Raw genomic sequence first — 14525 nt, 5'->3', positions numbered from 1 at the left:
CGACGGCCACCGGCCTAGGCCTTCTTGGACTCCCGCGCGTCGGGCACCGGTCCGCGGCCGGCCGCGTGGTCGGCGAAGGCCTCGGCCGCCTTCACGGGCTCCCGGGAGCGCAGCAGCTCCACGAGGCGTCCGTGCTCCTCGGCCATGGCGTGCCAGTCGCCGTCGAACAGCGGGTCCGAGATGGCCCGCAGGGTCCGCAGGCTCGGCTCGATGACCTCCCACATCCTCGCCAGGAAGGGGTTTCCCGCGAACTGCCCCACCAGGGTGTGGAATTCGATGTCGGCATCGCGGAACTCGCTCACGTCGCTCGCGGCGACCGCCCGGTGCATGCGCTCGACCTGGGTGTCGAGCTGGGCGAGTTCGTCCTCGGTGATGCGCTCGGCGGCGAGCCGGGCGGCCAGGCTCTCCAGGGGCTCACGCACCTGGCGGGCGTACTCGGCGTCCTGCGAGGAGATCTCCACGACGAAGTGGCCGCGGCGCGGCACATGCGTGAAGACGCCCTCACGGGCGAGCCTCTTGACCGCCTCGCGCACCGGGGCCTGGCTGACCCCGAGCCGCCGGGCGATCTCGGACTCGACCACCCGGTCGTTCGGCGCGAGATCGCCCTCGACCACGGCCTGGCGCAGCAGCTCGTACACCTGGTCCGAGATCAGTGTCTTACGGAACCGGTCCTTGTTGGTGGCCAGCGTGGAGACGAATCCACCCGACGCGTTCGATGCCATGAGTTCCCAATCCTGCACTGGGGCACGTGAGTTGCGACATGTTACGCACCCGTCTTCTCCCGATGGAATCACGCGGAGGCGGCGAGCCGCTTGGCCAGCCACTCCAGCTTGACGACCTCGTGGGCGGGTCCGCCGCCCTCGTGGTCGTTGAACGGATAGACGCATATGCGCTTGTCGCTCTGGTCCACCCCGCCGAGCGCGCCGTAGTGGTTGTAGGCGGCGTACACGGTGGAGGGCGGGCAGATGTGGTCCATCAGTCCGACGGAGAAGAGCGTCGGCGCGTTCGCCCGGCGGGCGAGGGTGGCGCCGTCGAAGTAGGACATCGTGCGGGTGACGGTGGCCGCGTGCTCGCGGTGCATCTTCACGAACTTGGTGACCTCGGCGTACGGGGGCATGTCCGTGATCGTGGTGGCGCGGGGGAAGTGGCAGAGGAAGGGGACGTCCGGCATGACCGCGACGAGGTCGGGGACGAGCCCGGCCGCGGCGAGCGTGATGCCGCCGCCCTGGCTGGTGCCGGTGACCACGACACGGGCCGGGTCGACCGCGGGATGGCTGCGCGCGGCGGCGACGGCCCGGACGGCGTCGGTGTAGAGCCGGCGGTAGTAGTAGCGCTCGGGGTCGAGGACGCCGCGGGTGAGGAAGCCGGGGGCGGCGATGTCGCCGGAGGCCGGGTCGGGGTCGGGGGTCTCGGCGCCCTGGCCGCGGGTGTCCATGATGAAGTGGGCGTATCCCGCGTCGGCCCAGAGCCGCTTCTCGTGCGGGGCGCCGCGTCCGCTGTTGTAGCCCAGGTACTCCACGACGGCCGGCAGCGGGCCGGTGCGGGTGACGGGCAACTGGAGCCAGCCGCGCACGCGGTGGCCGCCGTAGCCGGAGAAGGTCACGTCGAAGGTGTCGACGGTGACCAGCCCGTTGGGGACCGGTTCGAAGGTCGCTTCGAGGGCGAACCCCCGCTGCTGGTCCAGTGTTTCGCGCCAGAAGGCGTCGAAGTCATCGGGTTCGGGGAGGGCCGGGCGGTAACGCTCCAGCTCCTCCAGGGGCAGGTCGAACTGTGCCATGCGTATCTCCGCGGAGGTCGGCCGACTCTCGGAAGGGGCGGAGTCGGTCACTGATCATCGCCTATCGATCATCGAGAGAATCGAATCAGGGGCCTTCGCGCACTGTCAACCACGCGTAACGGTCAGCTCCGGAGTCCGTAGACGCGGACGGCGGTGGTGTGCAGGATCCGCTCGCGGTCGGGGGCCGGGAGGTGCTCCAGGCCGAGGCGCGCGAGGGCCAGGGAGTCGGCCCGTGAGCCCCTGGGCAGGCAGATGGGCCAGTCTGAGCCGATGAGGCAGCGGTCCGGGCCGAGGGTGTCCACCACATGGCGGACCAGGGCGGTGACGCGGTCGCGCGGGAGGCCGGGGTGCTGGGTGAGCAGTCCGGAGATCTTGACGACGACGCCGGGGCGGTCGGCCGCCCGTTCCACGGCGCGGAACCACTCGCCGGACTCCGGGGTGCGGGGGTCGGGCGGATTGCCCAGGTGGTCGACGACGACGGTGAGCCCGGGATGGGCGGCCGCGGCGTCGGCCGCCGCGGTCAGGGCGTCCCGGTGGAGGTTGAGTTCCAGGACGGTTCCGGCCCCGGCCAGCACCGGGACCAGGGCGCGGGCCGCCTCCGGGGTGTCCGACCAGGTGGCGCCGCCGAGCCGCATCCCGTTGGGCCGCGCCTCGCCCATCCCGTCCAGCAGCTCCCGGAACCGGACGGGTCCGCCGTCCCCGTGGACATGCAGATTGGCGACGTATCCGGCGACCAGATCGGGGCGGCGCACCCGCAGGCCGTGCAGGGCGAGGGTCTCGCCGGCGTCGCCCCGCGAGGCCTCCACCAGCACCGATCCGGTCAGGCCGAGACCGCTGCCCGAACGCTCCAAGTCGCCCTCGTCGAAGGTGTGATGGTGCTCACTGCCGGGTCTGATCCACGGGAATCCCCGGGCCGGATCCCACAGGTGGACATGGCAGTCGATCACGGTGCGCCTCCTCGTCGGGGCCGGGCGGGGCGCTCCGACGTATTGACACGTCGGCCCCCGCCGGTGAGTCTAACCATCGGCTATCGATGGGCGATTATTCAATCCGTATGTGATGTGGGAGCAGGTGTTCTCGATGCTCAGGCCTGAGCGGACCGGCGGCACGCAGACGAGGGGTCCGGCGCACGGCCCCTTGCTGACCGGGACCCGCGCCGTCACCGAGGTCCCCCGATGGGCGGAACTCCAGCGGCGGTTGTTCGCCGTCCAGGACAAGGCGTGGCGGTTGTTCGCGGACCGCTACACGGAGGGGGACGGCCGGCTGGTCTTCCGGGACACGCTCGGCGAGGGCCTGGACGGCCGCGACGGCGTGGACGACTTCTACGAGCCGTTCTTCAACTGGCCGACGCTGTACCTGCTGGGCGGGAGCGCGGACCTGCTGACCGCCTCGCGCCGCCACTGGCGGGGGGTCACCGCCCAGCTGACCGAGATGGGGATGCTGGTCGACGGATTCGAGCGGGGCTACGACTGGTTCCACCAGGGCGAGGGCCTGCTGTTGTTCTACGGGCTGTGCCTGGCCGATCCGGACGACGCGGAGCTGGGCGAACTGGCCCGGCGGTTCGCCGACTTCTATCTGGCCGGCGGCCCCAACTACGACCCGGTCCACCGGGTGATCCGGGCCCCGCACAACGGAGCGGCCGGGCCGCGCTTCGGCTTCAGCGACGAGGAGGCGTACTTCCCCTGGAGCGAGGCGCTGCGCCCGTACGGTCTTCCGCTGGACGGGACGGACGTCGGCTCCTTCGACGAGCTGGTCGCCGATCCGGAGCGGGCCCGGGAGTACGGGCGCGCGATGTGGGAGCGGATGGGCCGGGGCGACACGATCGTCAACCTGGCGGCCACGGGCCTGGCGGCGAACGCCTTCCTGCTCGGCGGTGACCAGCGGTACGCGGACTGGGTCGCCGAGTACGTCGGCGGCTGGCAGGACCGGCTCGGCGACCGCGAGGTCGTTCCCGACAACGCGGGGCTGAGCGGTGCGGTGGGCGAGTATCTGGAGGGCCGCTGGTACGGCGGCCACTACGGCTGGTCGTGGCCGCACGGCCTCTCCCCCGTCGGCAGCGCCACCCTCGTCGGCGCCGTGAACGCGACGCTCCTCACCGGCGACCCGGGCTATCTGGGCCTGGCCCGCAACCCCCTGGACGCGGTGCTGGACCACGCCGAGCAGCGCACTCCCGAGGGGCGGGGCACGCTCGGCGAGCGCTGGGACCCGCATCTGCGGTCGATGAGCGGCGAGACCACCCTGATGGTGCCGCAGCGTCACAACGACACCGGCTGGTTCGACTTCACGGTCATGCCGGGTCAGGTCCCGCTCTCGCTCTGGCACTTCAGCCGTGACGAGGCCGACCGCGACCGCATCGAGCGGCTGCGGGCCGGGGCCGCCTGGGACTGGTCCGAGGTGCACACGCAGCGGATCAAGGACGAGGCGGGGCACGAGGAGCCCTGGTACGAGTTCCTGCACGGGCGCAATCCCGACTACCCGGAGCGGATGCTGTCCAGTGCGCTGGCGAGTTGCGCCGAGCGGGTCGAGGCCATCGAGCAGGACACCGTCGATCCGCGGACCGGTCCCGACGCGCTGGGCATCCACCACTGGCAGCACCTCAATCCGGTGGTGACGGAGGCCCTGCTCCAGCTGACCACCGGCTCCCCCCAGGTCCTCTACAACGGCGGTCTGGCCCAGCTCCATCTGCGCTACCACGACGCGGACGCCCGCCGTCCCGGGCTGCCGGCCGACGTCGCCGCGCTGGTCTCCGACATCCGCCCGGAGCACACGGTGGCCGAGCTGGTGAACCTCGGCGGCACGGCCCGCTCCCTGCTGGTGCAGGCCGGTTCGTTCGCCGAGCACCGCATCGCCTCCGTCCGGGTCGACGACGGCCCCGAGCAGCCGGTCGACGGACCGTATGTGCGCCTCGCCCTGCCCGGGAACACCCGGGTCCGGCTGACCCTGACCATGACGCTGCGCGCGGGCCGCGCGGCCTGCGCCTCTCCCTGGGACCGGGCATGAACGACACCCGCGCGGCCAACCGGCTGCCCTTCGCACTCCCCCGCCTCGGCCTGGGAACCGCCCCGATCGGGGGTCTGTACGAGGAGGTGTCCGACGAGGACGCCGCCGCGACCGTCGACGCCTCGCTGGCGGAGGGGATCACCTACTTCGACACCGCGCCCCGCTACGGCCACGGGGTCGCCGAACGGCGGCTCGGCCGGCTGCTCCCGCCGGCCGGCGACCCGGCCCCGGTGATCTCCACCAAGACGGGGTGGCTGCTGCGTCCCCGGCCGGACGGCTCCCCCGGCGAGGTGGTCACCGACTGGACCGAGCGCGGGATCCGCGAGTCGCTGGAGTCCAGCCTCACCCGGCTCGGCCGCTCCGGCGTCGACATCCTCTACATCCACGATCCGGACAACTATCCGGACGAGGTCCGCCGCACGGCCTATCCGGCGGTGCGCAGACTGCGGGACGAGGGGCTGATCCGGGCCATCGGCTTCGGCATGAACCACAGCGCCCCGCTGACCGAGTACGTCACGGAGTTCGAGGTCGACGCGGTCCTCGTCGCGGGCCGCTTCTCGCTCCTGGACCACGAGGCACTGGAGACCCTGCTGCCCCGGTGCGCCGAGACGGGCACGGCCGTCGTGGTCGGCGGGGTGTTCAACACCGGGCTGCTGGCCGACCCCTCGCCCGGCGCGATGTTCAACTACCGCCCCGCTCCCGCCGAGGCGCTGGAGCGGGCCCGCCGCTGCCGGGAGCTGTGCGCGGAGTACGAGGTGCCGCTCACGGCGGCGGCCGTGCAGTTCCCGCTGCTCCACCCGGCCGTGAGTTCGGTGGTCCTGGGCTGCCGTTCGGCGGGTGAGGTGACGGCGAACGCGGCGGCGGCCCGCTTCCCCGTCCCGGACGCGCTCTGGGAGCGCCTGGCGGACGCCGGGTTCGTGCCCCCGCGGCTGCTGGAGGCGCGCGCCGGTTGACCGGCGCCGTCTCCTCCCCGTCCCGCCGTCCGTCCGGGTCCTGACGCCCGGACGGACGGCGTTCCGTTCACGGCACGGTCCAGGGCCAGCGCGCGTCACGCCCGTCCTCGATGTACCCGACCATGCGGAACGCCGCGTCGGAGAAGCCGCCGAAGGTGTGCCGGTGGCGTCCGGCGGGCGACTGCGCGGGGCGGTAGCCGGCGAGGTTCCAGGTGTGGACGGGGACGCGGGACGGCACGGACGCGACGGGGTTGCCGATGCCCGTCGTCTGCTCGTCGGTCACGATCAGCACCCGGTCGTGGTCGCGGAAGTGGGTGCGTACGGCCCGTTCGGTGCAGGTGCCGCCGAGCGCGTGGAAGCGCCCGACCACATTGAGCAGCGGTTCGCCCGGCGCGAACGGGACCGGCTTGCTCTGCCAGCCGAACTCCACCAGGTCGGCCCGCTCGGCGCGCAGGGCCAGCGCGGCCCCGAAGACGGCCGCCGCGTCGGCCCGGGTCAGGGTGGAGCGGTCGGAGACGGTGTCCCAGAACATCGAGTCGGAGCGGTCCACCAGGATCAGGGTCCGGCCGGGCAGCGCGGGCACGTGGGCCAGGCTGTGGCCGAGTGCCGTCTCCAGGGCCGGGGCCCACCGCCCGGAGGGGGCGTTGCGGTGGGCGGCCAGGTAGCGGAAGGGGAACTGCCGGGACCGGGCGACCTCGTCGGGGTCCGCGATGCGGGCGGCGACCCGGGCGGCGGCCTCGTCCGAGACGCCCGCTTCGTCGAAGTTGCGCAGATTGCGCAGCAGGGCCATGGGCCTCATCGACGGGATGACCGCCTCCCACACGGCGGCGTCCAGCGGCCCGTGCAGCCAGCCGGCCAGGGCTTCCCAGGTCATTCCGGCCGCGGCCAGCCGTTCGGCGCCGCCCGGTGCGGTGACCGCGGCGTACCGCTCGGCCACGGGGAGGGCGGTCAGTTCGCGGTGCGCGCGCAGCACGGTGTCGTGGGGCGGCGGGACGGCCGTCGCCGGACGGTGGCGGCGGTCCAGGGCATGGCGGAACAGCTCGCCCTGCCGGGGCCGTTGCGGGTGCGGGGCCGCGTGCACCACGTTCAGCACGTCCCCGAAGCGGTAGCCGTGCGAGGCGGTGTCGTACTTCAGCAGGGAGCGGGAGGTGTACAGCCGGCGTACGGCGTCGGCGATGCCGCGCTTCACGGGTTGGGGGACGTTGCGTCCGTAGGCGGAGGTCCAGTGGGCGAGCAGTTCGCCGGGTTCGTCGGCGCGGCGCAGGACGGAGTCGATCACGGAGCGGTTGGAGGGGCCGTGCGCCGCTCGGGCGGCGAGCCGGGCGTGTACGTACGCGGCGGCGCCGACCAGCGGGGCGGTGCGCAGATGGGCGTCCTCGCGGAGCCAGCGCAGCAGTCCGGCGGTCCACGTGGGTTCCTCGACCGCGAGCCGGCCGACAAGGCCTGCGAAGCGGGCGTCGCGCTCCGCGGCGTCCTCGTGGTAGGTCCGCTGGGTGACGAGGTTGCCGACGGCGAGGAGGAACAGTTCCTCCTTCGGCGGCCGGAAGAAGGCGGGGCCGCCCTGGCGGGTGGTGGGGGCGTGTGGCTGTCCGGCGGTGCGGGGAGCGTGCAGGACGCGGGCCGCCGCGGAGACGGGCGGGGCCACCAGCATCTCGGTCCAGATCTTCGAGACGCGCGGAGCGTGGCGACGCAGGGATTCCCCCAGGGGTTCGGGAACAGGAAGGTCCCGGACGCGGTGGCCCGGGGAGTGGACGACCGCGCCGCCCGAGTTCAGGAAGAGGCGGCGGCGTCACATGGTGCCGAACGGAAGGAGCCGCAGCCGAGCGCATCGGGGGCGCGGTCGCGGGGGCAGCCTACGGGGCGCGCCCGAAGGGCACCACCGATTAAACGGGGGTGCCCTGTGCGGGAGTTCGCCGCCTCTCAGGCCCCGACGGTGCCGTCGATTCCCTCGCGGAGGAAGTCGGCGTGACCGTTGTGCCGGCCGTACTCCAGGAGGACGTGGATCATGACCATCCGCAGGGAGACCTCCTCGCCCCAGCGCGGCTGGAGCCCGGCCCGGTCCAGGGAGTCGATCGAGCGCTCGATGCGCCGGGCGTGCTCCACCTCGGTCCGCCAGGCGTCGAAGGCCTCCTGCCGGGTGGCGGTGCTCGCGTCGTACGCGGCCTGGAAGTCCATCCGGTCCGACCAGACGAGGGGCACCTCGTGGTCCTCGAACACCCGGCGGAACCAGGTGCGTTCGACCTCGGCCATATGCCGGACGAGGCCGAGGAGGGAGAGGGTGGAGGGCGGCATGGAGCGCTGCCGCAGCTCCTCGTCGCTCAGCCCTTCGCACTTCATGGCGAGGGTCTCCCGGTGGTAGTCGAGGAAGGCCCGCAGGGTGTCGCGTTCGCCGCCCCGGCTGGGCGGTCCCACCCGGTGGTCGTCCGTCATGGCCGTTCCCTTCGTCCGCTCCTGGTGCCGGGCCCAGTATCGACCACGGGGGCGGCGTACGGCCGAACGGGGTACGCGCCGCCCCGGGCCGCGTGTTCTCCCGGCCGGACGGCCGGACACGCCGACTATGTGGTGGTTCGGAATGAAACGAACACAGTCGGCAGGAAAGGGACTTCACGTGGCGAGTGCGACGGACCAGCCGGGCGGGAACACGGTCTGGAAGGAATTGCGCGACGCGATCTCGACCAGGTCCGTGCTCGTCATGGTGGGCGTGCTGCTGCTCCAACTCGGCTTCGCGCTCTCGTACATGGGCGCCTTCCATGCCCCGAAGCCGCACCGGGTGCCGATCGTGGTGGTGGCGCCCGCGGCGGCCGAGGCGGAGCTGGTGGCCCGGCTCAACGCGCTGCCCGGCGAGCCCCTGCACGTCACCGCCGCGGCGGACCGGGCGCAGGCCCGGTCCCGGCTCCTGGAACGGGACACGGACGCGGCCCTGATCGTCAACGCGGCCGGGCGCACCGACACCTTGATGGTGGCCTCGGCGGGCGGCCCGTCGGCGGCCGACGCCGCGGCGAAGATCGTGGCGGAGGTGGAGCGGACCCAGCAGCGCTCCCTCGTGGTCCGGGACATCCGTCCGCCGGCGGCGGGCGACTCACGCGGTCTGTCCTCCTTCTATCTGGTCCTCAGCTGGACGATCGGCGGCTACCTCGCCGCGTCGGCGCTGAACATGGCCGCGGGCTCGAAGCGCCCCACCCTGCGCCGCACGCTGGTGCGTCTCGCGGCGATGGTGCCGTACGCCTTCGTCTCCGGCATCGGCGGCGCGGTCATCGTGGGTCCGGTGCTGAACTGTCTGCCGGGCGCGTTCTGGGACCTGGTGGGAATCGGCACCCTGGTGGTGTTCGCCTCCGGTGCGGTGGGGGTGGCGCTCCAGTCGCTGGCCGGCACGGTGGGGCTCGGCCTCACCATCCTCATCTTCACCATTCTGGGCAACCCCAGCTCGGGCGGCGTCTATCCGTCCTCGCTGCTGCCGCCGTTCTGGGCGGCGATCGGCCAGGCGCTGCCGCCGGGCGCGGGAACGACGGTGGTCCGCAACACGGTGTACTTCGACGGCAGTGCGACCACCGGTGCGCTGTGGATCCTGGGCGCGTGGGCCTTCGCGGGGATCGTCGTCGCCATCGGTTCCGCCGCCGTGAGCGACGGACGGCGGCCCCGGCCCCTCACCTGAGACGGACCAGGCCGTCCACGCGGATGGCGTCGATCCCGCTGACGTAGCGTCCGCCGCAGCGGTCCTGGGGGAGGACGAGCTGCGGTCCGACGCCGTCGAGCCGGGCGCCGTCGAGGGTGACGGCGAGCAGGACGGGTGCCCGTCCGAAGTCCGGGTCGATCTCCGCCCAGGAGAGCAGGGCGTGGTGACCGTCCGCGCCGTGCACCGTGACGAGGAAGCGCAGCCGGTCCTTGCGGCGGCCCGGGTCGAAGGCGGGACGGGCCGCCGCGAGGACGTCGTGCAGCAGCGGTCCGGTGTACGTGTGGTGCCGGGCTCCGCTGGTGGCGCACTCGAAGGCGACCCGGGCGCTGCGCTGCGGCCAGCCCAGCAGATCGGGCACGGTCAGCCGGCCCGGCCGGTCGAGGTCGCCGCTGAGGACCAGCTCCGCCACGGGTCCGGCGGGTGTGCGGGCCGCTTCGAGGGACTGACTCACGGGCTACCACCTCCCCGCTGGACCGTACCCGCACGGCCACCCCGTAGAAACGCACATGCCAGGTCGAATCCCGACCGTCCCCGCTCATGCGAAGCGACAGGAGACATACACCTCGCATCTGCGGCATGATGATCGACGCGTGCACAGCCACCGGATCAGGGATGCGGCGGCCCGAGGGCATGCGTCGACCAGGTCCGCAGGACCGAGGACGGGTCCGTGAGGACCAGAGGGAGTGCCCCATGACGACCCGACCCGCGCGCCGGACCCGACGCATGGCGCAGACGGCCGGCGCGGGCGCCGCCGCCCTGCTGCTCCTGGGCGCCTGCTCCTCCTCCGACTCGGACACACCCTCGGACTCCTCGCCGTCGGCCGGCGGCACAAAGGTCTCCGGCGCGGTGACCGTGTTCGCCGCCGCCTCGCTCAAGGAGAGCTTCGAGGCCCTGGGCAAGCAGTTCGAGCAGGCCCACCCGGGCACCTCGGTCACCTTCAGCTTCGGCGGCAGCGACTCGCTGGCGGCGAGCATCACCGGCGGCGCCCCGGCGGACGTGTTCGCCTCGGCCAGCCCGAAGACGATGAAGATCGTCACGGACGCCGGCGACAACGCGGCCGAACCGGCCACGTTCGTCCGCAATCAGCTGGAGATCGCGACCCTGCCGGGCAACCCCGACAAGGTGACCTCGCTGAAGGACCTCACCGGGTCCGGTCTCAAGGTCGTGCTGTGCGACAAGACCGTGCCCTGCGGCGCGGCCGCGCAGAAGGCACTGGACGCGAGCGGGCTGAAGCTCACCCCCGCCTCCTACGAGCAGGACGTCAAGTCGGCCCTGAACAAGGTGGTGCTGAAGGAGGCCGACGCCGCGGTCGTGTACAAGACGGATGTGAAGGCGGCCGGCGGGAAGGTGGAGGGCGTGGAGTTCCCCGAATCGGCCGGCGCCGTCAACGACTACCCGATCGCACTGCTCAAGGGCTCGAAGAACACGGAGACCGCGAAGGCGTTCATCGCGCTCGTCCAATCCGCCGAGGGCCAGAAGGTGCTGAACGAGGCCGGGTTCCTCAAGCCGTGACAGCACCCTCCCCCGCGCCCGGCGGGACCGCGCCCGCGCCCGGCGGCCCGCGGCCCCGCCGCCGCGCCCCGCGCCGGACCGGCGCGCCGCTCCCCCTGCTGGTCCCCGCCGTGATCGGGCTCGCCTTCCTGGCGCTGCCCCTGGTCGCGCTGCTGATCAGGGCCCCGTGGCGCAGCATGCCGACGCTGCTGACCAGCACCGGGGTCTGGGAGGCGCTGCGGCTCTCGCTGCTCTGCGCGACGGGGGCGACGGCGGTGAGCCTGGTCCTCGGGGTGCCGCTGGCCTGGCTGCTGGCACGGGTCGAGTTCCCCGGCCGCGGCCTGGTCCGCGCCCTGGTGACGCTGCCCCTGGTGCTGCCGCCGGTGGTGGGCGGTGTGGCGCTGCTGATGGCGCTGGGGCGCAACGGGGTCGTGGGCCGGTGGCTCGACGCGTGGTTCGGCGTCACGCTGCCGTTCACGACGACGGGTGTGGTGGTCGCGGAGGCGTTCGTCGCGATGCCGTTCCTCGTCATCAGCGTGGAGGGCACGCTGCGGGCCGCCGATCCGCGGTACGAGGAGGCCGCGACGACACTGGGCGCCTCGCGTTTCACCGCGTTCCGCCGGGTCACGCTCCCGATGATCATGCCGGGGATCGCGGCCGGGGCGGTGCTGGCGTGGGCGCGTGCGCTGGGCGAGTTCGGTGCGACGATCACGTTCGCCGGGAACTTCCCGGGCCGGACGCAGACGATGCCGCTCGCCGTGTACCTGGCCCTCCAGAGCGATCCGGAGGCCGCGATCGCCCTCAGCCTCGTGCTGCTCGCCGTGTCCATCGCGGTCCTGGCCGGACTGCGCGACCGCTGGATGACCGCCTCATGACCGACACCGGCAGGACCCCTCGCCCCGTCGTATCCCCCGCGCCCTCGTCGGACGCGGGCCTGGACGCCCGGCTGCTCGTGGAACGCGGGGCGTTCCGCCTCGATGTGTCGCTGCGTGCGGCGCCCGGTGACGTGATCGCCCTCCTCGGGCCGAACGGCGCCGGGAAGACGACCGCGCTGCGCGCCCTCGCGGGTCTGGTGCCGCTGACGGACGGGCACATCCTGCTGGACGGCGTGGAGCTGGACCGGCTGGCGCCGGAGGCGCGGCCGGTCGGCGTGGTCTTCCAGGACTATCTGCTGTTCCCCCATCTGAGCGCGCTGGACAACGTGGCGTTCGGGCCCCGCTGCCGGGGCGCCTCCCGCGCGCGGGCGCGCGCCGAGGCCGCCGGCTGGCTGGACCGCATGGGGCTGTCCGCCCACGCGTCCGCCAAGCCGCGCCGGCTCTCGGGAGGGCAGGCGCAGCGGGTGGCGCTCGCCCGCGCCCTGGCCACCCGTCCCCGGCTGCTGCTGCTCGACGAACCGCTCGCGGCCCTCGACGCCCGCACCCGTCTCGATGTGCGCGCGCAGCTCCGCCGCCATCTGGCGGGCTTCGAGGCGGTCGCGGTGCTCGTGACGCACGACCCGCTCGACGCGATGGTCCTGGCCGACCATCTGGTCGTCGTCGAGGACGGCCGGATCGTGCAGGAGGGCACTCCCGCCGCCATCGCCCGCCGCCCGCGTACGGACTACATCGCGCATCTCGTCGGTCTGAACCTGTACCGGGGGCGGGCCGACGCGCATACGGTGCGGCTCGACGGCGGCCCCGCGATCACCACCTCGGAGGAGCTGTCGGGTCCGGTGTTCGTGGCGTTCCCGCCCAGCGCGGTCACCCTGCACCGCGAGCGTCCGACGGGGTCCAGCGCGCGGAATCTCTGGCGCTGCGAGGTGGTGGGCCTGGAGACGCACGGCGACCAGATCCGCGCGGCCCTCACGGGCGAACTGCCGCTGGCGGCGGCCCTGACGACGATGGCCGCGGCCGAGCTGGACCTGCACACGGGGGCCGAGGTCTGGGCCACGGTCAAGGCCACGCAGACGCACGCGTACCCGGCGTGAACGGACGGGTGCGGCGGCATCGGGTGCGTCTCGGCCTCCGCGCGAAACCGCTCCTTCACCCCGCATGACTTCAAAAGATGCTGTAGTCACCCAATTAGTACAAGGTGTGACTACGCCGCGGCCGGTTGTCGCGGCCCACGGCGTCCGTGAGCGCCGGCCCCGCCGGAGCGGGAAGGACGTCATGACGCACGCAGCCACCACCGACGCCGCACCGGAGTCACCGCCGCCCGCGAAGCTGACGCTCTTCACCCTGACCACGATGGTGGTCGGCTCCATGGTCGGTGCGGGCGTCTTCTCGTTGCCGCGGCGTTTCGCCGAGGAGACCGGTGTCGCGGGGGCGCTGATCGCGTGGGCGATCGCCGGTGCGGGCATGCTGACGCTCGCCTTCGTCTTCCAGTCGCTGGCCGTGCGCCGGCCGGATCTGGACGCGGGGGTGTACGCGTACGCGAAGGCCGGGTTCGGCGAGTACCTGGGGTTCTTCTCGGCGTTCGGCTACTGGGCCAGTGCCTGCGTGGGCAATGTGACGTACTGGTTCCTGATCATGTCCACGGTCGGGGCGATCTGGCCCGCGCTCGGCGACGGCGACACGGCCCTGGCGATCGTGCTCTCCTCGGCCGGGCTGTGGGCGTTCTTCCTCATGATCCGCCGGGGGGTGAAGGAGGCCGCGGCGATCAACCGGATCGTGACCGTCGCGAAGATCGTCCCCATCCTGGTCTTCGTCGTGCTGGCCCTGTTCTACTTCGACGCCGGTGTGTTCGCGGACAACTGGGGCGGCGCCGACTACGCGGGGTCGCTGTTCAGCCAGGTCCGGGGCACCATGCTGGCCACCGTCTTCGTCTTCCTCGGCATCGAGGGGGCGAGCGTGTACTCCCGGCACGCGAAGAAGCGCTCCGACGTGGGCCGGGCCACGCTCCTCGGCTTCCTCGGCGTCTTCGCGATCTTCGCCTCCGTCGTCATCGTGTCGTACGGGATCATGCCGATGGAGCAGATCGCCGAGCTGCGCCAGCCGTCGATGGCGGGGGTCCTGGAGGACGCCGTCGGCACCTGGGGCAAGGTCTTCATCAGCGCGGGTCTGATCGTGTCGGTGCTGGGCGCCTATCTGGCGTGGACGCTGATGTCGGCCGAGGTGCTGTTCGTCGCCGCGAAGGACGACGACATGCCGCGCTTCCTGGCGCGTGCCAACCACGCCGACGTGCCGGTTCCCGCGCTCGTGATGACCACGGTGCTGACCCAGGTCGTGCTGGTGGTCACCGCGTTCTCGGACGACGCGTTCACCTTCGCGCTCGACCTCACGAGCGCCCTGTCCCTGATCCCGTATCTGCTGGCCGCCGGTTTCGCCGTGCGGATCGGGACGCGGACCGACCCGCTGACCACCGGCGGCCGCACCTCGCGCGGCGAACTGACGGTCGCGGCCCTCGCCACGCTCTACACGGCGTTCCTCGTCTACGCGGCCGGGCTCCGCTTCGTCCTGATGTCGTTCATCCTCTACGCCCCCGCCACGGTGCTCTTCGTGATGGCCCGCCGTGAACAGGGCCGGACGCTCTTCTCGCCCCGGGAGGCCGTCGTCCTCGCGGTCTCCGTGGCCGGTGCCGTCGTCGGCGTGGTGGCCCTGGCCGCCGGCTGGATCAGCCTCTGACACCCCGTCCCCCGCCCGCCCCTCCGCAC

Annotated in this window: 13 protein-coding genes; 7 read left to right on the top strand and 6 right to left on the bottom strand. The window is 72.8% G+C overall.

Going from position 1 to position 14525, the window contains the following annotated elements; translation table 11 throughout:
* Nucleotides 1–14: 14 nt before the first annotated feature.
* From ACZ4FH_RS10540 to ACZ4FH_RS10530, 3 genes are all read right to left on the bottom strand, one after another.
* Complete coding sequence (locus ACZ4FH_RS10540) at nucleotides 15–722, bottom strand: GntR family transcriptional regulator (RefSeq protein ID WP_467303770.1); 708 nt, start codon at nucleotides 720–722, stop codon at nucleotides 15–17.
* A 68-nt stretch (nucleotides 723–790) separates the two neighbouring features.
* Entirely contained in the window at nucleotides 791–1777 is a 987-nt protein-coding gene (locus tag ACZ4FH_RS10535) for an acetylxylan esterase (protein ID WP_467303768.1), read from the bottom strand.
* Between the two features lie 122 nt (nucleotides 1778–1899).
* The gene (locus tag ACZ4FH_RS10530) at nucleotides 1900–2724 is read right to left on the bottom strand and encodes an amidohydrolase family protein (RefSeq protein ID WP_467303767.1); all 825 of its coding nucleotides are present in this window, start codon (nucleotides 2722–2724) and stop codon (nucleotides 1900–1902) included.
* 133 nt (nucleotides 2725–2857) lie between these two features.
* Here ACZ4FH_RS10530 and ACZ4FH_RS10525 point away from each other — a divergent pair, with 133 nt between their 5' ends.
* On the top strand, nucleotides 2858–4777 hold the full coding sequence (locus ACZ4FH_RS10525) for a DUF8034 domain-containing protein (RefSeq protein WP_467303766.1): 1920 nt from the start codon (nucleotides 2858–2860) through the stop codon (nucleotides 4775–4777).
* The gene (locus tag ACZ4FH_RS10520) at nucleotides 4774–5730 is read left to right on the top strand and encodes an aldo/keto reductase (protein WP_467303765.1); all 957 of its coding nucleotides are present in this window, start codon (nucleotides 4774–4776) and stop codon (nucleotides 5728–5730) included. Before ACZ4FH_RS10525 ends, ACZ4FH_RS10520 begins: the two co-directional genes overlap by 4 nt.
* Nucleotides 5731–5797: 67 nt before the next feature.
* Here ACZ4FH_RS10520 and ACZ4FH_RS10515 read toward each other — a convergent pair whose 3' ends face one another.
* Complete coding sequence (locus tag ACZ4FH_RS10515; RefSeq protein ID WP_467303764.1) at nucleotides 5798–7381, bottom strand: TROVE domain-containing protein; 1584 nt, start codon at nucleotides 7379–7381, stop codon at nucleotides 5798–5800.
* Between the two features lie 269 nt (nucleotides 7382–7650).
* The gene (locus tag ACZ4FH_RS10510; RefSeq protein WP_467303763.1) at nucleotides 7651–8160 is read right to left on the bottom strand and encodes a DinB family protein; all 510 of its coding nucleotides are present in this window, start codon (nucleotides 8158–8160) and stop codon (nucleotides 7651–7653) included.
* Nucleotides 8161–8386: 226 nt separating this feature from the next.
* On the opposite strand from ACZ4FH_RS10510, the gene ACZ4FH_RS10505 reads away from it, so the two are divergent.
* Nucleotides 8387–9382: a DUF3533 domain-containing protein gene (locus ACZ4FH_RS10505; protein ID WP_467304025.1), complete on the top strand. Its 996-nt coding sequence runs from the start codon at nucleotides 8387–8389 to the stop codon at nucleotides 9380–9382.
* On the opposite strand, the gene ACZ4FH_RS10500 is transcribed toward ACZ4FH_RS10505, so the two are convergent.
* A complete protein-coding gene (locus ACZ4FH_RS10500) occupies nucleotides 9375–9854 on the bottom strand; it encodes a molybdopterin-dependent oxidoreductase (RefSeq protein WP_467303762.1) in 480 nt (159 codons plus the stop codon). The genes ACZ4FH_RS10505 and ACZ4FH_RS10500 overlap by 8 nt on opposite strands.
* A 239-nt stretch (nucleotides 9855–10093) precedes the next feature.
* Between ACZ4FH_RS10500 and modA the strand changes: the two genes are divergently transcribed.
* From modA to ACZ4FH_RS10480, 4 genes are all read left to right on the top strand, one after another.
* Nucleotides 10094–10915, top strand: a complete 822-nt coding sequence (modA, locus tag ACZ4FH_RS10495) for a molybdate ABC transporter substrate-binding protein (protein WP_467303761.1) — start codon at nucleotides 10094–10096, stop codon at nucleotides 10913–10915.
* A complete protein-coding gene (gene modB, locus ACZ4FH_RS10490) occupies nucleotides 10912–11769 on the top strand; it encodes a molybdate ABC transporter permease subunit (protein ID WP_467303760.1) in 858 nt (285 codons plus the stop codon). Before modA ends, modB begins: the two co-directional genes overlap by 4 nt.
* Nucleotides 11766–12860, top strand: a complete 1095-nt coding sequence (locus ACZ4FH_RS10485; protein WP_467303759.1) for an ABC transporter ATP-binding protein — start codon at nucleotides 11766–11768, stop codon at nucleotides 12858–12860. The genes modB and ACZ4FH_RS10485 overlap by 4 nt, the downstream gene beginning before the upstream one ends.
* A gap of 181 nt (nucleotides 12861–13041) precedes the next feature.
* A complete protein-coding gene (locus tag ACZ4FH_RS10480; protein ID WP_467303758.1) occupies nucleotides 13042–14496 on the top strand; it encodes a basic amino acid/polyamine antiporter in 1455 nt (484 codons plus the stop codon).
* The last annotated feature ends 29 nt before the right edge of the window (nucleotides 14497–14525 follow it).

The sequence above is a fragment of the Streptomyces sp. NPDC024555 genome, from assembly GCF_055559335.1.
This window is presented reverse-complemented; position numbering and strand designations above follow the sequence as displayed.